The 15,954-nt window shown below is 29.6% G+C and carries 35 protein-coding genes; 3 read left to right on the forward strand and 32 right to left on the reverse strand.

All coding sequences use genetic code 11. The annotated features are described in order from the left end of the window. Positions 1-40: 40 nt before the first annotated feature. From RYM86_RS12270 to RYM86_RS12400, 27 genes are all read right to left on the reverse strand, one after another. On the reverse strand, positions 41-196 hold the full coding sequence (locus RYM86_RS12270; protein ID WP_315080796.1) for a hypothetical protein: 156 nt from the start codon (positions 194-196) through the stop codon (positions 41-43). Positions 197-222: 26 nt separating this feature from the next. Beyond that, entirely contained in the window at positions 223-747 is a 525-nt protein-coding gene (locus RYM86_RS12275; protein WP_315080798.1) for a hypothetical protein, read from the reverse strand. Positions 748-777: 30 nt separating this feature from the next. Beyond that, positions 778-927 (reverse strand): hypothetical protein, encoded by a 150-nt coding sequence (locus tag RYM86_RS12280; protein ID WP_315080800.1) that lies wholly within the window; start codon positions 925-927, stop codon positions 778-780. Between the two features lie 3 nt (positions 928-930). Next, entirely contained in the window at positions 931-1,242 is a 312-nt protein-coding gene (locus tag RYM86_RS12285) for a hypothetical protein (RefSeq protein WP_315080801.1), read from the reverse strand. A gap of 88 nt (positions 1,243-1,330) precedes the next feature. Next, positions 1,331-1,525 carry a hypothetical protein gene (locus RYM86_RS12290; RefSeq protein WP_315080802.1) on the reverse strand — a complete coding sequence of 65 codons (195 nt, stop codon included), beginning with the start codon at positions 1,523-1,525 and terminating at the stop codon, positions 1,331-1,333. Further along, the gene (locus tag RYM86_RS12295; RefSeq protein ID WP_315080803.1) at positions 1,525-1,935 is read right to left on the reverse strand and encodes a single-stranded DNA-binding protein; all 411 of its coding nucleotides are present in this window, start codon (positions 1,933-1,935) and stop codon (positions 1,525-1,527) included. The genes RYM86_RS12290 and RYM86_RS12295 overlap by 1 nt, the downstream gene beginning before the upstream one ends. Further along, the gene (locus RYM86_RS12300; RefSeq protein ID WP_315080804.1) at positions 1,936-2,457 is read right to left on the reverse strand and encodes a hypothetical protein; all 522 of its coding nucleotides are present in this window, start codon (positions 2,455-2,457) and stop codon (positions 1,936-1,938) included. It lies immediately after the preceding gene. Further along, positions 2,454-2,633, reverse strand: a complete 180-nt coding sequence (locus RYM86_RS12305; RefSeq protein ID WP_315080805.1) for a hypothetical protein — start codon at positions 2,631-2,633, stop codon at positions 2,454-2,456. Before RYM86_RS12305 ends, RYM86_RS12300 begins: the two co-directional genes overlap by 4 nt. A 45-nt stretch (positions 2,634-2,678) precedes the next feature. After that, complete coding sequence (locus RYM86_RS12310) at positions 2,679-3,392, reverse strand: hypothetical protein (RefSeq protein ID WP_315080807.1); 714 nt, start codon at positions 3,390-3,392, stop codon at positions 2,679-2,681. 68 nt (positions 3,393-3,460) lie between these two features. After that, positions 3,461-3,862, reverse strand: a complete 402-nt coding sequence (locus RYM86_RS12315) for a replication terminator protein (RefSeq protein ID WP_315080809.1) — start codon at positions 3,860-3,862, stop codon at positions 3,461-3,463. Between the two features lie 100 nt (positions 3,863-3,962). Then, positions 3,963-4,970 (reverse strand): tyrosine-type recombinase/integrase, encoded by a 1,008-nt coding sequence (locus tag RYM86_RS12320; protein WP_315080811.1) that lies wholly within the window; start codon positions 4,968-4,970, stop codon positions 3,963-3,965. Between the two features lie 87 nt (positions 4,971-5,057). After that, complete coding sequence (locus RYM86_RS12325) at positions 5,058-5,198, reverse strand: hypothetical protein (RefSeq protein WP_315080812.1); 141 nt, start codon at positions 5,196-5,198, stop codon at positions 5,058-5,060. Positions 5,199-5,230: 32 nt separating this feature from the next. After that, complete coding sequence (locus tag RYM86_RS12330) at positions 5,231-6,136, reverse strand: DNA cytosine methyltransferase (RefSeq protein ID WP_315080813.1); 906 nt, start codon at positions 6,134-6,136, stop codon at positions 5,231-5,233. A 49-nt stretch (positions 6,137-6,185) separates the two neighbouring features. After that, on the reverse strand, positions 6,186-7,220 hold the full coding sequence (locus RYM86_RS12335; RefSeq protein ID WP_315080814.1) for a site-specific DNA-methyltransferase: 1,035 nt from the start codon (positions 7,218-7,220) through the stop codon (positions 6,186-6,188). 41 nt (positions 7,221-7,261) lie between these two features. Next, on the reverse strand, positions 7,262-7,549 hold the full coding sequence (locus RYM86_RS12340) for a hypothetical protein (RefSeq protein ID WP_315080815.1): 288 nt from the start codon (positions 7,547-7,549) through the stop codon (positions 7,262-7,264). Positions 7,550-7,648: 99 nt separating this feature from the next. Continuing rightward, entirely contained in the window at positions 7,649-8,287 is a 639-nt protein-coding gene (locus tag RYM86_RS12345; protein ID WP_315080816.1) for a hypothetical protein, read from the reverse strand. After that, entirely contained in the window at positions 8,268-8,660 is a 393-nt protein-coding gene (locus RYM86_RS12350) for a hypothetical protein (RefSeq protein ID WP_315080818.1), read from the reverse strand. The genes RYM86_RS12345 and RYM86_RS12350 overlap by 20 nt, the downstream gene beginning before the upstream one ends. A 19-nt stretch (positions 8,661-8,679) precedes the next feature. Beyond that, on the reverse strand, positions 8,680-8,859 hold the full coding sequence (locus RYM86_RS12355; RefSeq protein WP_315080819.1) for a hypothetical protein: 180 nt from the start codon (positions 8,857-8,859) through the stop codon (positions 8,680-8,682). 29 nt (positions 8,860-8,888) lie between these two features. Then, positions 8,889-9,038, reverse strand: coding sequence for a hypothetical protein (locus RYM86_RS12360; RefSeq protein ID WP_315080820.1), 150 nt, complete (start codon positions 9,036-9,038; stop codon positions 8,889-8,891). Beyond that, positions 9,039-9,782 carry a DnaA N-terminal domain-containing protein gene (locus RYM86_RS12365; protein ID WP_315080821.1) on the reverse strand — a complete coding sequence of 248 codons (744 nt, stop codon included), beginning with the start codon at positions 9,780-9,782 and terminating at the stop codon, positions 9,039-9,041. A gap of 8 nt (positions 9,783-9,790) precedes the next feature. Beyond that, on the reverse strand, positions 9,791-10,708 hold the full coding sequence (locus RYM86_RS12370; protein ID WP_315080822.1) for a DUF1351 domain-containing protein: 918 nt from the start codon (positions 10,706-10,708) through the stop codon (positions 9,791-9,793). Between the two features lie 13 nt (positions 10,709-10,721). Next, positions 10,722-11,375 (reverse strand): ERF family protein, encoded by a 654-nt coding sequence (locus RYM86_RS12375; protein ID WP_315080824.1) that lies wholly within the window; start codon positions 11,373-11,375, stop codon positions 10,722-10,724. Between the two features lie 11 nt (positions 11,376-11,386). After that, on the reverse strand, positions 11,387-11,578 hold the full coding sequence (locus RYM86_RS12380; protein ID WP_315080826.1) for a hypothetical protein: 192 nt from the start codon (positions 11,576-11,578) through the stop codon (positions 11,387-11,389). Beyond that, the gene (locus tag RYM86_RS12385; protein WP_315080827.1) at positions 11,572-11,901 is read right to left on the reverse strand and encodes a hypothetical protein; all 330 of its coding nucleotides are present in this window, start codon (positions 11,899-11,901) and stop codon (positions 11,572-11,574) included. The genes RYM86_RS12380 and RYM86_RS12385 overlap by 7 nt, the downstream gene beginning before the upstream one ends. Continuing rightward, positions 11,898-12,044 (reverse strand): hypothetical protein, encoded by a 147-nt coding sequence (locus tag RYM86_RS12390; protein ID WP_315080828.1) that lies wholly within the window; start codon positions 12,042-12,044, stop codon positions 11,898-11,900. Before RYM86_RS12390 ends, RYM86_RS12385 begins: the two co-directional genes overlap by 4 nt. Beyond that, the gene (locus tag RYM86_RS12395; RefSeq protein WP_315080829.1) at positions 12,028-12,231 is read right to left on the reverse strand and encodes a hypothetical protein; all 204 of its coding nucleotides are present in this window, start codon (positions 12,229-12,231) and stop codon (positions 12,028-12,030) included. Before RYM86_RS12395 ends, RYM86_RS12390 begins: the two co-directional genes overlap by 17 nt. A gap of 7 nt (positions 12,232-12,238) precedes the next feature. Then, positions 12,239-12,496 (reverse strand): AbrB/MazE/SpoVT family DNA-binding domain-containing protein, encoded by a 258-nt coding sequence (locus tag RYM86_RS12400; RefSeq protein ID WP_315080830.1) that lies wholly within the window; start codon positions 12,494-12,496, stop codon positions 12,239-12,241. Positions 12,497-12,569: 73 nt separating this feature from the next. Between RYM86_RS12400 and RYM86_RS12405 the strand changes: the two genes are divergently transcribed. Then, entirely contained in the window at positions 12,570-12,785 is a 216-nt protein-coding gene (locus RYM86_RS12405) for a hypothetical protein (protein ID WP_315080832.1), read from the forward strand. Here RYM86_RS12405 and RYM86_RS12410 read toward each other — a convergent pair. From RYM86_RS12410 to RYM86_RS12430, 5 genes are all read right to left on the reverse strand, one after another. Next, complete coding sequence (locus RYM86_RS12410; protein WP_315080833.1) at positions 12,775-13,017, reverse strand: hypothetical protein; 243 nt, start codon at positions 13,015-13,017, stop codon at positions 12,775-12,777. The genes RYM86_RS12405 and RYM86_RS12410 overlap by 11 nt on opposite strands. A 22-nt stretch (positions 13,018-13,039) precedes the next feature. After that, entirely contained in the window at positions 13,040-13,486 is a 447-nt protein-coding gene (locus RYM86_RS12415) for a helix-turn-helix transcriptional regulator (RefSeq protein WP_315080835.1), read from the reverse strand. 66 nt (positions 13,487-13,552) lie between these two features. Continuing rightward, positions 13,553-14,293, reverse strand: a complete 741-nt coding sequence (locus RYM86_RS12420) for an ORF6C domain-containing protein (protein WP_315080836.1) — start codon at positions 14,291-14,293, stop codon at positions 13,553-13,555. A 149-nt stretch (positions 14,294-14,442) separates the two neighbouring features. Next, the gene (locus tag RYM86_RS12425) at positions 14,443-14,601 is read right to left on the reverse strand and encodes a hypothetical protein (RefSeq protein ID WP_205452781.1); all 159 of its coding nucleotides are present in this window, start codon (positions 14,599-14,601) and stop codon (positions 14,443-14,445) included. A gap of 58 nt (positions 14,602-14,659) precedes the next feature. Further along, a complete protein-coding gene (locus tag RYM86_RS12430) occupies positions 14,660-14,851 on the reverse strand; it encodes a helix-turn-helix transcriptional regulator (RefSeq protein ID WP_315080839.1) in 192 nt (63 codons plus the stop codon). Positions 14,852-15,072: 221 nt separating this feature from the next. Here RYM86_RS12430 and RYM86_RS12435 point away from each other — a divergent pair, with 221 nt between their 5' ends. Both RYM86_RS12435 and RYM86_RS12440 read left to right on the forward strand, forming a co-directional pair. Continuing rightward, positions 15,073-15,486, forward strand: a complete 414-nt coding sequence (locus RYM86_RS12435) for a helix-turn-helix transcriptional regulator (RefSeq protein ID WP_315080840.1) — start codon at positions 15,073-15,075, stop codon at positions 15,484-15,486. A 10-nt stretch (positions 15,487-15,496) separates the two neighbouring features. Next, the gene (locus tag RYM86_RS12440; protein WP_315080842.1) at positions 15,497-15,943 is read left to right on the forward strand and encodes an ImmA/IrrE family metallo-endopeptidase; all 447 of its coding nucleotides are present in this window, start codon (positions 15,497-15,499) and stop codon (positions 15,941-15,943) included. The last annotated feature ends 11 nt before the right edge of the window (positions 15,944-15,954 follow it).

Genomic DNA, 15,954 nt, shown 5'->3' on the forward strand with positions numbered 1-15,954 from the left:
CGACAATTATGTCGGTACCAAACTTTAGAATTATAAATTATTATTCAAATAAACAAATTTTACAAGTACATTCCACACATTCGCAATTCCCTTCACATTCATCACATATCTTCATATCTTTTAATTGTTGTTTAGTTGGTTTTATTACTATATATCCATTTTCTTTTACAAATTTTAAAGCTTCTTCTAAAATCAAAATCATTCCTCCTATCTACAAATTATTTAATTCCATTTCTCCCACATAAATATATGCTCTAGTATCTTATTCTTTCTCTTATTCACTTGGCTTTGGCTTAGATGCAGTTTAAAAGATATTTGAACCTCGTTCATGTTATCTTTATATATCATAGAAAGCATTTTTTTATAATTATCCCTAAGTTGTCCTACTTTCCATTCCATTTCTGCTACTATTGATTCAAGATCACCTAATTGACTTAATATATTTTCTCTTTCCAATTCTTTTTTTTCTTTTCTTCTTAACTTCATATCTGTCAACTTAATTACTTGACTTTCAACATAACTTGTACAACTAGATGATGTTTGAACTCTTTCATCAAACCCTGGTGATGATGATTCTTCATCTACATTAATATACTTGCAATTTTTTAGTTCATTGTTTAAGTCAATTAACTGTTTATTTAATACAGTTAATTGACTATTCAGACCTTTGTATATCCTCTCTCTATTGAAATATTTATATAATTTATCTTCTGTTTCCTTATAAAGTATTCTTTTATATTTTTGCATCCTATACCTCCCTGAAGTCTATTAGGATATTTACCACCTATATCCACCAAATCTTACATTAGAAGATTTTTTTCTTCTTACTCCACTTTCTTTTTGATAAGCATAAAATTCTCTATCAGCTTTTGCTCTTCTAGCTGCTATATCCTTTATTGTTAATTCTGTAAGCTCTTTTGGTGTCATGACCTAACTCTCCTTTAACCTTTGTTCTAATCTTAAAATCTTTTCTTGCTTAATACCTTCTATTTTATTAGAATCAAATATCAATTTCATTTGTTCCAACATTATTTCTACGTCTGCGACTTCTTCTTCTACATTGTGAATCTTACCTCTTTTAAACTTAGAAATAGCTTGTGTTAGTTCTGCCATTTCCTCTATAACAATATCTAATTGTCCATACTCTCCATATTCTGCTATAGCTTTCTTGTAGACATCATATTTAGTTCCAACTGTAAACTTAGTTACTTCCTTTACCCTATTTTCTACATAATCTTTCATTTTTATTACTCCTCTTATTTTGAAATTGATAATTATTTGAGAATAAGGGTTTATAACTATATTGCTATTGCTCTTATTCTCTATTTAATTAGTTAATACTTTCTTTTCTGCATACACTTTTTAACGGTCCATAAAATACTCCTTGATGATAAATAATATAATTTTGTTCCTGCTCCATAAACAATTCAAATACTGAATTTTTCTTAAAATCTTCATGTAACTTTGTATCATTTTCTATAAATACAACTTTTGGTTTATCCCAAAAACTTATTTGAGTATTCATTAGAATGGCATATCTCCATCATCTACCGGGGTTATATCTTCATCAAAGTTCGTATCATTAAATGGATTATTTTGTGATGAATTATCATTCTTCTTTCCTCCAATCAATTTAATTCCACCATACATATCTGCTGTAATTTCTGTTGCATATCCTTTAGTACCATCTTGTTTATCCCATGATCTAGTACTTATCTTTCCACTTACAGCTACCTGTGTACCTTTTGTTAAATAACTAGATAAGTTCTCAGCACTTTTACCCCATAATACTATTGGTATAAAATCTGTTTTCTTATGTTCTCCATATCCATCATCTATAGCTACCTTAAATTTTGCTACAGCTGTTCCTTTACCTGCTGTAAATTGTAATTCTGCATCTGCGACTAATCTTCCTATACCAACCCATTTATTCATTTATTTATCCTCCTTCAAATACATATCATGATAAGTTACACCTACTGCATAAGCTTGCCATATATCTTTTTTAAATCCATAAAACCAACCTTGCTCTTTCTTTGTACCTTTTCCCTTGTTACTTGTGTTAGGTGCAAATCTATCTATTAAAGCTTGTATTATATTGCTATCTTTAGCTTTCATACTGTTGCATAAGTTAATCTTTTCATCTTTTCTATAGATATACTTTAAATTTGGTGGTGTACTTAACTGATTAGTAAAATATATGGTTTCCTTAAGCCTTCCTATAAAAACGCAAGTTTCAAATATACTCTGTCCCACAGCCATTCCATATGATGCTATCATTTCAATAGCGACATGATTTATAGATTCTTCCCTACAGAAATCTTCATATTCGCCAGAACAAATCTTGTATAATAATTGTTCATTATCTATCTTTTCAGCTATTAATGGTTTAAAGTTGCTTTCTTTTATAAGAACTACTCCACTTTCTATATTTCCTGGATCTATTGCTAATATCATGCTTTCACCCTCTTCAAGTTAAAATATAATGAAAAACTTAATATGATTCCTATAATACTATCTACGTTACTTGGTGTTATACTTCCATCTATAAGTAATTCTAATAGTTGCCATATTAATGTTATTGTTGAGCCAATTCCTATTAATATTAGCCATTCTTCTATTTTTACTTTCAAAACTTCACCTACTTTTTAATGCAAGGGGAATTAATCCCCTCACTTCTATGCTATTATTTCAATATTTTCATTTTCTTTTAACGCTTCTTTTAGATATTCTTTAATTCCTAATATTGCTGTGTTTCTCCATGCTCCTCCATCAGCTTCAAATATTGCTGCTTTTGGACCATCTTTCATTCTAAATATGAACTTACTTAAAGGTTGTTCTATCTCTGGGAATGTTCTATATGGTGCTAAACTTACTGGATTAGGCACTACAGCTTCAGCCACACTTGCAACTCCTGTTTTTACTGTTACCTTTTGACTTATTCCATCATCACCAGTTGTTTTAACAGCTTCATCTCTTACAAGCCCTGTATATTTTAATAAAACTTCTTTATCTCCTTTATCTGCAAATGAACTTTGTAGCATAATGTTAAATTGCTCTGTATCTAAAAATTGCTCATACCTAATATTAGTTGGTAGCTCTGCTCCTGCTACTAAATAACACTCTCTTTCTCTATCTGTATTTAATGGTCCATATAAATCAACTCTTTTATGTGATGCAACATGTATTAATAACTTAGTGTCTATTGCATCTATATTGCTCTTAATATAATCCACGAATCCTGTTAATGTACTAATGCTTAATCCTTGTGCCCTTGGTTGTTTAACTCTATTTAAATTAACTCTTGAATAAGTTCCTTGATCTAATTCAATAATTGGTTCACTTTCTTCTCCTAATTGTACTAAGTATTGTAATGCTTCTTGTTCTCTCATTTTTATTTCCACCTTTTCTTAATTAATGTGCAAGGTTTAAGCCCCTTGCCATGGCTATATTGATTTAATTATTTAACTAATTTAATACCACTTAAATCTATTGGATCACTTGCTTTTTCTTCTGCTGTTGTTAATATTTCTCCAGTTTCTTCATCTACTCTCATAGTGCTTTGTCCTGGTATTTGCTTTTTGTATTCTGATGCAAGTACTCCACCTTTTCCATCTGTTCCAATAACAATTTTTGCTGATAGTGCTTTACTTGGTGCAAGTTTAGTTTTAGCTATTATATTCACTTCTGTAAGTTCTCTATCTTCTCCAGTAGTTAATGTCATATCTACTGTTAATTTTCTTTTAATTTTCCAATCTGTATTTGGATCAGTAATATTTCCTAGAACCTCTTTAAGTGCCATATTTACCTTTTCTGCTAATGCTCCTTCAGCAAATGTTTCTAAATTAATCATGTTTTCCATATTTATTCTTCCTTCCTATTCTTAATTGATTTGCAATTGATAATTTATAATTACAGCTATCGCTTAAATTGACTGTATTCTCTTTTAATACTTAATAAATTTAAACTACTAATCTTCTATATTCATTTTTCAAGTTTTCTTGTGAAAGTTGTGCATATATTTGAGTCGTAGTTGGAGTAGTATGTCCCAATATGCCTTGTACTCCTTCAATTCTCATTCCTTGATTTAACAATCTAGTTGCTTGAGTCCTTCTGAATTTGTGAGCATGAACTCTTTCTGTTACATCTGTCCTATCTCTTATCTTTTTAATAATTAACTGTAGAGCTCGGGTGCCTATTGGTTGATATGGTGCTTTTTCTGATATAAATAAATAATTTGAATTTCCTTTTCTTGAGCTTATATACTGCTGCATATGAAGTTTAGCTTTAGTTGAAAAGTAAACTATTCTTTGTGCATTTCCTTTTCCAGTAACTTTTATACTCTGTTCGGACCAATTAATATCATCTAAAGTAATATTGTCCAATTCTGATATTCTACAAGCTGTAGAATCTAATAGTTCAAAAAGACATTTTTCTCTTTCTGTTTTACAGGCTTCTCTTAACTTTTCTAAGTTTTCTGCCTTATATCCCTGTAAAATTACTCGAGGGACTTTAGTTTGCTTTAATTTAAAAGCAGGGTTTTTTATTATATATTCCTCATTTTGCAACCATCCAAAGAAGTTTTTTAAACAAGTTATATATCCATTAACAGTACTAGGTTGCTTTCCTTTGCCCAATAGAGCTAAGAACATTCTCAAGTCCATTGTTGAAATCGTGCTGCATGGTTTAGTAAAATATTGATCTAACTTATTAAGAAACAATCTGTAATTATATAATGTTTTACTACTTAAACCTTCCAATCTTTTGCAAGCAAGATATAATTGAGCCTTTTCCTCTATATCGCTACAAACTAAATCTGTACACTTAGTTTGTACTTCATAGTTATACAAAGTCTCATCTATAGTTCTCTTAACTTCTAGTTGTAGATCTAATTTTTGTTCTAAAAAAGGTAATAACAATGTTAATTTTCCCACTAGCTTTATACTTACTTCTTCGTTTAGGTTGCTCATTATTTTTCCTCCTTCATGTGAAATTGATTATTTATTGAGAATGAAGTTTTACAACTATAGCTTCAGTTTCATTCTCTATTTAGCCTTTTACAATTTTTCACCTTTGCAATAGTATTTAATAGTTTTTTCTTCGTTTCCCCTATCACTAAATGTACTTATAATTTCCTTTTGTACATTTGAATTTAATTTTCTTCTAAAGTTATTAATGGTACTTTCTATTTTTTTCATTAACTCATTCCCTCTTTCACCCTGTTTTAGTATTACGCACTAAGCAATTGCTTAAATATACTCTCAAATATCGTTACTGGAATACTATTACCTGCTTGTTTATACAATGCTCTTTTACTGTTTACTTTAGCAGCATTGTAATAATCTTCATCGCTATAACCTTGCAACCTCCAACATTCTAAATCAGTTAAAAATCTGTATTTACCATTTTCCAATTGAATTACTTGTGCTGGACACCTATCTTGTCTTTCAGTAATTGTATAAGCATAATCTTTAATAACTGTTGCTCTTTTAATCCCTTTACTTCCAATACCCTTTAATATACTTGGTTGAGTTACTGTATAGTCTTCAGATACATCAACTTCCAAAAAATCTGATATGTCTTTCATTGGAATTGTTTCAAGAGTTTCAAAGTTAAAGTTTGTTCCATCTAGGCAACTAATAGTAAATACTCTATCACGACTCTGAGGTAATCCAAACTGCATTGCATTTAAAACCTTATAATTATTGGTATACCCTAGTTTCTCCATTTCCTCTAGGTATTTATTGAAATCATGGATCATGTGTTTTGATAAAACATTTTTAACATTTTCCCAAATAACAACTCTTGGTTTCCATTCTCCCATTTGTTTAATAATATTAATTGTTTCCCACATTAAAGATGATCGTGTTTCGCTACCTTCATCTGCTCCCTTTTGGTGTCCTGCAATAGAAAAGTCTTGACATGGTGAACCATGTATTAATATATCGGGTTTAAGATTATATCCAATTACTGATTGGGTTTTGTATGATAAATCTTTTTCAAACATTGCATTATAGCTTTTTACAGCTTTTTCATCTATTTCAACATAATCTATTGCCTTAACATCTATTCCTAAGTTTCTTAATGCTATTCGTGGGCTTCCTATCCCACCAAATAGCTCTAATATTTGTACCACTTAATCACCTCACTATTATTCGTTAAATCTACACTCTAAGTATGACGCACTAAACTATTTTTAATTGGACCTCATTTAGCCTATACTTATTTGCAATTTCAATATATTCCGGATTTAATTCAAATCCTATATAATTTCTATTATTTTTTATGGCCACCATTCCAGTTGTTCCGGACCCCATAAATACATCTAGTATAATTCCATCCTTTGGACACCCTGCAATAATACAAGGTTCTATTAATTTTGGTGGAAATGTAGCAAAATGTGCCTCTTTAAAACTATCTGTAGCAATATTCCATACAGTTCTTTTATTACGCTTCATTAACAAATTAGGACTATTGCCATGACTTTCTCTTTTAACTTCTGCAGAATTATTAAAACATCTATTTTGTGTATATGCTCCGCCACCTCTAAAAGTCTTAGAATTTCCCTTTAACCTTCCACCTTTATTAGGATTTCCAAGAACTCCTTTACTTCCTCGTGGTGGATTAGGATCACCATTTACACAATCTTCTTTAATATTTTCATAGTCATAATAATATCTATTACTTTTTGTAAGTAAAAACATATATTCATGTGCTTTTGTAGGTCTATCCTTCACAGCTTCAGGCATACAATTTGTTTTATTCCAAATAATATCACTTCTTAAATACCATCCATCTTCCTGGAGTGCAAATGCAACTCTCCAAGGTATTCCCATCAAATCTTTAGGTTTTAATCCATCTTCTTTTATTTTTTTAATTCTTTCGTATCTGCCATCTTTAGGATTATGTGACTGCTGTTGATTAAATATTTTATTTTTAACTTCATTTTTTCTATTTCCACCAGTACCAACATAACTATCACCAAGATTAAGCCATAATGTTCCCTCTGGCTTAAGAACTCTCTTAACTTCTCTAAATACTTCAACCATTTCTTTTAAATAATCTTGTAAAGTTTCTTCGAGCCCTATTTGTCCATCTACTCCATAATCTCGTAATCCCCAATAAGGTGGAGATGTTATACAGCAATCTATAGAGTTATCATCTAGTAACTTTAAACCTGCTCTGCAGTCCATATTATAAATTTGATTTATTTCTAACATTATTTCACCTCACTTTGTTCGTCCAATTTACATATTCCGAACTAACTAAGTTCTAATTTTGTGCCATATTCCTTATTGTGTATGTCTACTAATTTCTTAACTTTTTCTATATAATCAGCAAAATCATTTTTATCTTTTATAGCTTCATATTTTACTTTTGTTCCTTGCTTGCTTGTCTTATATATTTTCTTAACCTTAAATCCATCTTTGCATTTTTCTATATATAACCCTAATATCACCAAATCATAATCTTGCTTTTTATTTTCTTTAAGTTCTAAATTAATTTTTGGATATGTTTCTGTAAATCCTAAAACTGCAACATTATTCATTGCTCTACCTCGCTTTCACAGACTTCTGTAATTCTATCTTTTAATTTTTCTACTCTATGCTGTAGTAGATTAACAACTTCATCTACTACTTTTTCAACATTATCGCTCATTTGGTTTCTCACACCTTTCAAACTCGATTACCCAAACATAAGGATTAGCATTGAATCCGTACTGCTCTAACTGGTCTTTCTTTAATGTGCTATTCCATAAATCCATCCATCCCATTAACCAGTGGTCACAAACTTTTATTCCTTCCATTTGTACTGTTTCGCAATCAATATCTTGAAGTCTTTCAACTCTTACATCTGTTACTTTTAAGAAAATACGTGCTGCATCTTTTGGCATATGAATACTTGGTTTCCAAACTCCTAAATTCTTTTCTTTATCTTGAGTAATTGGTATTCTCTTACCTTTTGCATATCCTGCCTTGTACATATACTCTGCTGTCATATTATTTCTTGCAAAGTCTCCAATAGGGTTTGTTATACCCCATGTTTCTCTTACATAAAGTACTTCTCCTGGCATATACGGAACTTTTATTCTTTCTTCAATTTTTGCATCTAATAACTTTTTAAAGCTTCCTTTTCCAAATGCCGCTTTATTAAATTCACAACCATCTTCACATGTGTAACCTATTAAATCTAAATCTTTATCAACTTTTATAACTCTTCTTGTAGTTGTCTTTCTACCCTCTAATATTGCTTGGACCATTTCTGTATTAAATAAAATTGGTTTCATTCTTATCATCCTCACTTTTAGCTAAATAATCACACCATTTAATAAATGCTTTTATTACTGGAGCCGTATTGCTTCCGTCCGCCCATCCACAAAAACCAATAAATCCATCTTTATTGAAAGATATACATTCTCTTCTTGTAAAATAGTGACTATTTATAAAGAAATAGCATTCAACTAGCTTACCATTCGATTTATATTTACTTTTAATCTTTTCGCTCATGTGCATTGTATTAACTGACATCTCATTATTTTTATTAGCTACTTTTATTGATTTATTAAGAACCATTGCAAGTACACATATATCACCTGATGTTATATCATCATAAGTTAAATTCTTGCTCTTAAAATACTTTCTCGCTTCATCCCTATTCATTTTCTTCGTCCTTTCTGACTTAAATTGGCTCTTCATTTTTAGATTTTTCAATATCGCCAATACATTTTTCACATAAGTGTATAGTTCCTTGTATACCAGCTATATTTTTTAATATAAAAACTTTTTCTGTTCCTAATATATTTTTTAAACATCCGCAACACTTATCGGTCCATCCAAGAACTCTAACATTTATATTCATATTTCTTCGCCCTTTCTGACAATAATGAATTACTCTTCATAACTAACTAGCGCATGACTGCCAAAGTTGTTAGCAGCATAGTTAACATCCATAACTTTTACACCTTGGTTCTCTCTTAACCATTTATTTATTAATGCATCAACTTTATTGCAATCTGATTTAAACTCTTTAAACTTCATTTAAATGCCTCCTGTAATTTCAATTTCTTTTCCTGTTACTGTTTTAATAGTCTCTAAATATTTATCCTGTATTATCTGCTGCTTAAATTTTTCTTTAACAGATATAATTATTAAATTATCATTAGCTTCTACAGTTGAATCTTCAAACCATGTTCTATAACTTGTTTCTCCAAATTGATTAAATATTAATTCATGAATAGGAGTATGAAAAGAAAGGGGGAGTTGAGTTGTGTATATTTCTTTTCCTTCTTCACATTCTTTGTCATTATTAACATTCTTTATATTCTTATCATTCTTGTTAGTTGTTACCTCTTTGTTACCTGTTTGTTGGCTCTTTGTTGGCTCTTTGTTAGTGCTTTGTTGGTCGTTTGTTACCTCTTTGTTAGTTTGTTTGTTACCTTCATCTTTTCCACCTTGGTAAAGTCCCCAATTTACTATGGTTACAAGCCTTCCTGTCTTTGTTACTTCCTGTGTTAGAAATTCATAATTTTCGAATTTTTTTAGTGCACTACGTACATTTTGTATTGAAATTCCTTTGCCACACTTGTTACAAATGCTCTCAAGTGAAGTTACTAACATACCTGGATTTGCTTTAAATTGTTTACCCTTCCACTCCCATTCTCTACCAGAATGATTAGCCATTCCTAGAAGGGTGATAAGAATAACCTTGTGTTCTGGTGTAGAATTTTGCCATATAGCTTTTTCAAATAAACATCTATGAAGTTTTACCCACCCTTCATTCATGAAATCACCTACTTATTAACTATTCCTTGACTCACCACTTCATATTTAAATCCTGAAGTTTTTAGAAGCTTATTTAACTCAAGCATATTTTCCTTATTAGCAATTACTTTTAGCTCATAGAAATAAAATTTTTCTTCTTTTAATGGTTGTGCTGATGTTTGTTTAATATCTACTGGAATAGATACTTCTTGCTTAATTGGCTCTACAGTTTTTTCTTCTTTAGGTTGCTCAATTGGTTTTGGATTTTCAGCTTCTTTAATCTTGTCATGTTGTTCTTTTATAAGTGACGAAATTCTTGTTATGTTATGTCCATATTTAATATATTTATAAAAATCATCTGCTTTAAGCTTTGTATTTATATCTGCATTAGCTGCATTAACATAAACTTCAATACTAGCTTTTAGTTGCTCTAATTCTCTTATCTCTGCATCCTGTTGTAGCTTTAACGCTCCTGCTCTTGAACAAATATCTTCCTTAACACTTTTTTTACTAGCTGATAAATTTAAATATTTATCTATTACAGTTAATTGTCTTGAATACTTTTCATCTAGTTTAAGTTCTAATATATAAGCCTTTATAAGCTCTTCTGCCTGATGTTTCTTTTCTTCTCTACGTTTGTTATCAAAAACATTTATACCATCTTTAATAGGCTGTTCAGTATCTGCTATAAGTCCTATTAATTCTTTACATTGACTTTCAAAACTTTTAATAGGTACTTCCATTTCTTTTTTTACTGTTTTTCTAAATCCATCAATCTTATTTCTAAGTCCTGCAAGTTCCTTTTGAGTAGATTTGCAATCTTGAAGGGTTTCTTCTGTAACAACTATTCCTTTATATTTGTTCATTGTTTCACTTAAAGATGCCTTTACATCTTCATAATTTGATGTTATTACTGGTAATTGTTTATTTACTTCTAATTCTTTCATTCTCAATACACCCCTATAAATTTAATTCTTCTGGAAATTCATTTTTACTTTTTTGTGCTGCCTTTTGCATGGCATCTTTTTTCTTATTCAATTGGCTCATGCAGGTGCTTAAGCAATCATTTGTTATATCTTCAACTTTAGCTACTCCAATCCACTCCAAAAATTTGCTTTTTTCAGTTTTTGTTTCATCTATTAATTTATTAATAACAAATGCTGCTGCTTTATCTATTTTTTTCTTTCCATGTTCTGAATCTTGGTCTATTTCTCCACCGTCTACTATATCTGATTCAGCTATTTCAAAAGCCATTATATAAAGATACCTTCTAGCATACGATTGAGTTCCTCCGATATTTTGAATACTACTGCATCCTTTTAAGCTTGCAATTTCAACTGGTGTCGTAAATTCTAATTTACTTTCTAAGTTATCTACATCAACAACGGTCAATGTTGCTAGTTCAGAAGTAAAATGAAATATTGTAGCTAATCCATTTGTATTACATATTTCATTTATACTTGGAAGAAAATCACCTAATTCGAAGTAATCATAGTTAGAATACTTATTTACTCCTGTCTTCTTTAGTTTTTTACCTTGCAAATCAACTCTGCTTTTTTGTAACTTTTGATATATATTTAATTTATTTGTTTCAATTTTTTTAGAATCTGTCATCTAAATTCCTCCTATTTTTTAATATCTGATAAGACACAATCCCAAGTTTCACATGAATCTAAAATCATACTGTATAGTTCTCCATAGTTATTTTCTAAATCCTCGCCCAGTTCTGGATTTTTAACAGATAAGGCATGCACTGCATCTTCTACTATGCTATTAACTACTGCTGACTTTTCTTTAAATCTCTTAAGACTTACCATTGCACACCTCCAGTTTTGTGGTATAATGGAATTGAAAAATTTGCTGTGCTACTAGGAACGCTTTGGTCGGAGTTCTTGGTAGCTTTATAATTTTTAACCTTGTTTCTTAAATAATCTCCCTTAACTCCACACATTTCTCCTATTTCTTCCCATGTATGCTCTAGTTTAAGAAATTCTATTAATCTAACTGCGCTATCATCTAACTTTAAATTAGAGTTTTTAATATACTCTCTTTTAGGTCTTATTCCCATTATTCCTAGAGCAGTATCTAAGCTTTTATTTCCAACTACAGCTAGATATAATGCAAACCAATTCTCTTTCATTGCCTTTCCTCCTTATTAGAATTAATCTTATCTAGTTCTTCTTTAAGTATGTCTCCAAAAGGTCTGTGCTCCCTCCTTTCTCTTTCAGTTGTAGATTTATATATTTCTTCAACTATTCTATTAACATCAAAGATTACTCCCATTTTTACCTCCTAATCTTAAATTAATATTTGTACACATTTTGCATATTTCTATAAATTTAGCTTGTGGTGTAGTTTTCCCAAAACTTACTCTATTAAACTTTATATCATCAGTAGTATCTTTAAGAATATTTATAAATAATTCTTCTCCAACCTTTGTTTTAAGCTCTCTTAAAAACTCATACACCATTTTTAAGTTACCTCCCAGCTTTATCAATTATTTTTGCTAAACAATTTGGACAAATACTTACATTTGTATCTGGTATAACAACTAAATTATTAATCTCTTGGCATATAAAACATCCAGGAGTATACTTTCTTAAAATTATGTCATTTCCTTCTACATAAATTTCTAGTGGATCTTTCTCTGCAATATTTAAGTTCCTTCTTAGTTCCATTGGTATTACTACCCTTCCTAACTCGTCGATTTTTCTTACAATTCCTGTTGATTTCATTTTTACATTCCTCCTAATAATTTTTATTTCCCCTAACATATGGTAAAATTATGTTGAAAGGGGGTGTTTTATATTGGATATTAATAAATTAGTTACAGAAACTATTGATGAGTTTACAAGAAATATTGGTAACGGAAAATATAGAGATCCAATGCTTGAAAATATGGATCCTAATCAAGCTAATGATGCTGGAATTATTATGCTTCTGATGAGATATTCTGAGACACTACTATCTAAATATCACAATGAATTAAAGGAAGAGCTAGCTAAAAGCAACATCAATATTTAATATTATTTTTTATTTTAGCAGCTGCTAAAATAACTTTTTCTGATTCTGTTAACTGCTCTTGAACTGGTACTTCTTGAGCAGTTCCTACTGGAATACCTATTTCATCTCTAACTAATCTTATTTGACTATCTGTAATAACTACTGTACAGTGTGGATCCCAATTCTTTTTTAAATAATCTACTACTGGTTTACATATTTCCTCTAAATTTTTAATTTCATTAACTTTATTCATTTATTAATTCCTCCTTATTGTTTTAAAGATTGTTTATCATTAATATGATTTTGCTTGAATCTAATAAAATATCTTGTGCATGACTTATAGATAAATGTTCTTCTGTTAACATTTCAATAATATTTGCTATAAGTTGCATTTCTTCATCCCTGTTACACTTTAAGGATTTTCCTTGTCCAAAAGCCCATTTAACAGCTTCAAAATAATTTGTTACCTCAACAACTTCCTGCTTTATTTGATTTCTTTTTAAAGTTTCCTCTTCTCCATTAACCTTTTCATTTACAATCAATTTATAAAGCGGTACACCTAATACTTTTGCTATTCTTTCTAAAATTTCAGTATTTGGATTTCTTTTATTATTTTCATAATTCCATAATCCATTTTTTGAAAGTCCACATTTATTTGCAAGTTCTTCTTGGGTAAGTCCTTTTAATTTTCTAAGTTCTTTAATTTTTTCACCAATACTCACTTTTCATTCCTCCTTACAATTTAGTTATTATGTTAAGATAAAAGATTTAATATAAAGTCTCTTATCTTACATTCTCATTTGAGCATTACAACCTCTAATCATAAAAGATACTTCCTTGCTTGGACACCAATTTATGATAGCTTGTTTTCCTGTTTCAAAATCTTTTACTAATGTGTTCTTATATGAATTAACTTCAAGTTTTCTTTTATAATCTCTCCAAAAACTACTGAACACCTTCTTATTAAGTTCTTTATATGCTGGTGCATCTGTTCCACCTAAAATCGCAACTACTTTTTTAGTTCCAAGAGTTCTTAACTCTTCCTGTTGTGAATAATCTATTGTTGTATTATTTTCTAATTTAGTGATTCTACTACCTAGTTCAACTGTTCTTTCATCAATTGCAAATATTGCTTGCAGTTCTTTTGACATTTTAGGAATTGGGTATGCTCCTGTTTTTCTTATAGAAGGTATTACATCAACTGCTAACCACTTTTGAAAATCATAAGCTGCTTTATTATTCGCTTTCATTGCTAGCATATAGAATAAGCTTTCTGGAATAAAATCGTCTTTCTCCACTTGTGGGGAAAAGCCTAAGTCAGTGATAAAACTATTAATTCTTTCCCATTTAGGATATTTCTTGGCACTTTTAATTTGATACCAACCAAACCCTATAGCAGTATCTTCTGCATTAATTGAAATACTTCCATCATCATTTTGAATTGTCCTAACTCGGAATTTTAATTCTGTATCCTTAAATAATTTTGTTTTATCTCCAATTTGAGATACTTCTAAAACTTTTTTATCCATATATTCTCCTCCTTAAATTAACTTGTTATATTATTTTCATTTACTCTAAGCTGAAAATTACTGGATGTAATTGCTTTTGAGTTTTAGATGTGCTTGTCCTTTAGATCGTTATGTTAATTATCTTCTTAAAGGCCTTTTAGCCTGTTATCTTATTGTTTCTTTATCATTTTTTCTTGTATTTGCCTAACCACTTCTTTCATAGTTTCTTCTCCAAAATTCTCAATTAGATTTTCTGCAATTCCTCTATGAAATTCCCTAATAGTTTCTTTATCTGGTTCAACATCAATCACAAATTCATAATTAATCATATTTTTATCTCCGAAAAATAATTATTATATATTGTATGCTTGTCCTACTATTTCGTTACTAAAAGAATACTTCTGGAACAGTGCTATCCAATGCTCCTGATATTCTTATCATTACATCTCTTGTAGGATTTGTTTTTCCATCTTCATCATTTTCTAGCGTAGATAAGTATCCAACAGCTACTTTGCTTTCTTTTGCTAGCTTTCTTATTGTCATGTTTAAGCTTTTTCTTATAAGTTTTATTTTATTCATGATTTCTCCTTTCTTTTGTTTTGTTGTTCGCTACAAGTGAATAATAACATATTCGTTACTATCGAACAATGGTTGTTTTTATTCGTAGTAAACGAACTAGGCAAACTGTTGTTCGTTTACTACGAATTACTTTATTTTCCTTAAATTTTCTTTGACATTGAATTTTTATAGTGTTATTATTGTTCTGTGACAGAGAACTTTTTTGAAGGAGAATGTATTAAATGTTAGGTGATAATATAAGAAACATAAGAAAAGAAAAGAAATTGAGTATTAATAAATTAGCTAAGATTACAGGAATTTCATTAGGTTATTTAAGTGATTTAGAAAATAACAAAGCTAAAAATCCTAGTTTTGATAAATTAAAAATAATTGCTGATGTATTGGAAGTTCAACCTGAAATGTTTTTAAAAAATGATTTAGATATAGAAAATGATTTTTTAAAAGAAGAATCTGAAAGTTATAATACATGTGAATTCGAAACACCTGAAGATGCTATGCAATTCATATTAAAGCAGCCTGCCATAATGGGTTTTGGAGGATTCGATACAAATAAAATGACTAATAAGGAAATAATCGAATTTGCAAATGAATTGTTAAATCAACTTAAGTTATTAGGTTATAAATATAAAAAGTAGGTGTTTTTTTATGTACTCTTGGATTGACGATATAGTTTTAGGCTTATTTGATACCTATAATACATATGGTGTATATGATATGTATGATGCTTTGAATATTAAAATACAAGATTTAACTCGAGATAACATTTTGTTACGTGGTAATGATAGTCTCTACTTTAGAGATTATTTAAATACAGAAATAGTTTTTATTCGTAATGATTTAATATTAGAATCTAGAAAATTTATATTATTACATGAATTAGCACATGCTTTATTACATACTCATATCTTCGAAACTAGATGTAGTAGGAATTGTATAAATAAAGGCAAGCTTGAAAAACAAGCTAATTATTTTGCATTTAAGATGTTAAATATAAATTTTGATGAATTTGATTTAGAAGGTATGTCTTTAGAACAAATAGCAACTTATATTGGAGTCCCCTATGCTCCACTAGCACAAATTATTAATTTATAAAGAAGGTGTTT

The organism is uncultured Clostridium sp. (assembly GCF_963527835.1).
GTDB lineage: Bacteria > Bacillota > Clostridia > Clostridiales > Clostridiaceae > Clostridium.

Coding starts and splice junctions, on each gene's coding strand:
- RYM86_RS12370 (WP_315080822.1), bottom strand. CDS start 10,708: ATGAAAGAATTAGAAGTAAATAAACAATTACCAGTAATAACATCAAAT.
- RYM86_RS12275 (WP_315080798.1), bottom strand. CDS start 747: ATGCAAAAATATAAAAGAATACTTTATAAGGAAACAGAAGATAAATTA.
- RYM86_RS12345 (WP_315080816.1), bottom strand. CDS start 8,287: ATGAAACCAATTTTATTTAATACAGAAATGGTCCAAGCAATATTAGAG.
- RYM86_RS12355 (WP_315080819.1), bottom strand. CDS start 8,859: ATGAATATAAATGTTAGAGTTCTTGGATGGACCGATAAGTGTTGCGGA.
- RYM86_RS12425 (WP_205452781.1), bottom strand. CDS start 14,601: ATGATTAATTATGAATTTGTGATTGATGTTGAACCAGATAAAGAAACT.
- RYM86_RS12340 (WP_315080815.1), bottom strand. CDS start 7,549: ATGAATAATGTTGCAGTTTTAGGATTTACAGAAACATATCCAAAAATT.
- RYM86_RS12360 (WP_315080820.1), bottom strand. CDS start 9,038: ATGAAGTTTAAAGAGTTTAAATCAGATTGCAATAAAGTTGATGCATTA.
- RYM86_RS12435 (WP_315080840.1), top strand. CDS start 15,073: ATGTTAGGTGATAATATAAGAAACATAAGAAAAGAAAAGAAATTGAGT.
- RYM86_RS12280 (WP_315080800.1), bottom strand. CDS start 927: ATGACACCAAAAGAGCTTACAGAATTAACAATAAAGGATATAGCAGCT.
- RYM86_RS12300 (WP_315080804.1), bottom strand. CDS start 2,457: ATGATATTAGCAATAGATCCAGGAAATATAGAAAGTGGAGTAGTTCTT.
- RYM86_RS12430 (WP_315080839.1), bottom strand. CDS start 14,851: ATGAATAAAATAAAACTTATAAGAAAAAGCTTAAACATGACAATAAGA.
- RYM86_RS12440 (WP_315080842.1), top strand. CDS start 15,497: ATGTACTCTTGGATTGACGATATAGTTTTAGGCTTATTTGATACCTAT.
- RYM86_RS12325 (WP_315080812.1), bottom strand. CDS start 5,198: ATGAAAAAAATAGAAAGTACCATTAATAACTTTAGAAGAAAATTAAAT.
- RYM86_RS12315 (WP_315080809.1), bottom strand. CDS start 3,862: ATGGAAAACATGATTAATTTAGAAACATTTGCTGAAGGAGCATTAGCA.
- RYM86_RS12295 (WP_315080803.1), bottom strand. CDS start 1,935: ATGAATAAATGGGTTGGTATAGGAAGATTAGTCGCAGATGCAGAATTA.
- RYM86_RS12335 (WP_315080814.1), bottom strand. CDS start 7,220: ATGTTAGAAATAAATCAAATTTATAATATGGACTGCAGAGCAGGTTTA.
- RYM86_RS12420 (WP_315080836.1), bottom strand. CDS start 14,293: ATGGATAAAAAAGTTTTAGAAGTATCTCAAATTGGAGATAAAACAAAA.
- RYM86_RS12385 (WP_315080827.1), bottom strand. CDS start 11,901: ATGAAAGAGAATTGGTTTGCATTATATCTAGCTGTAGTTGGAAATAAA.
- RYM86_RS12400 (WP_315080830.1), bottom strand. CDS start 12,496: ATGAAATCAACAGGAATTGTAAGAAAAATCGACGAGTTAGGAAGGGTA.
- RYM86_RS12320 (WP_315080811.1), bottom strand. CDS start 4,970: ATGAGCAACCTAAACGAAGAAGTAAGTATAAAGCTAGTGGGAAAATTA.
- RYM86_RS12310 (WP_315080807.1), bottom strand. CDS start 3,392: ATGAGAGAACAAGAAGCATTACAATACTTAGTACAATTAGGAGAAGAA.
- RYM86_RS12390 (WP_315080828.1), bottom strand. CDS start 12,044: ATGGGAGTAATCTTTGATGTTAATAGAATAGTTGAAGAAATATATAAA.
- RYM86_RS12365 (WP_315080821.1), bottom strand. CDS start 9,782: ATGAATGAAGGGTGGGTAAAACTTCATAGATGTTTATTTGAAAAAGCT.
- RYM86_RS12350 (WP_315080818.1), bottom strand. CDS start 8,660: ATGAATAGGGATGAAGCGAGAAAGTATTTTAAGAGCAAGAATTTAACT.
- RYM86_RS12395 (WP_315080829.1), bottom strand. CDS start 12,231: ATGGTGTATGAGTTTTTAAGAGAGCTTAAAACAAAGGTTGGAGAAGAA.
- RYM86_RS12375 (WP_315080824.1), bottom strand. CDS start 11,375: ATGACAGATTCTAAAAAAATTGAAACAAATAAATTAAATATATATCAA.
- RYM86_RS12290 (WP_315080802.1), bottom strand. CDS start 1,525: ATGAATACTCAAATAAGTTTTTGGGATAAACCAAAAGTTGTATTTATA.
- RYM86_RS12285 (WP_315080801.1), bottom strand. CDS start 1,242: ATGAAAGATTATGTAGAAAATAGGGTAAAGGAAGTAACTAAGTTTACA.
- RYM86_RS12380 (WP_315080826.1), bottom strand. CDS start 11,578: ATGGTAAGTCTTAAGAGATTTAAAGAAAAGTCAGCAGTAGTTAATAGC.
- RYM86_RS12410 (WP_315080833.1), bottom strand. CDS start 13,017: ATGAATAAAGTTAATGAAATTAAAAATTTAGAGGAAATATGTAAACCA.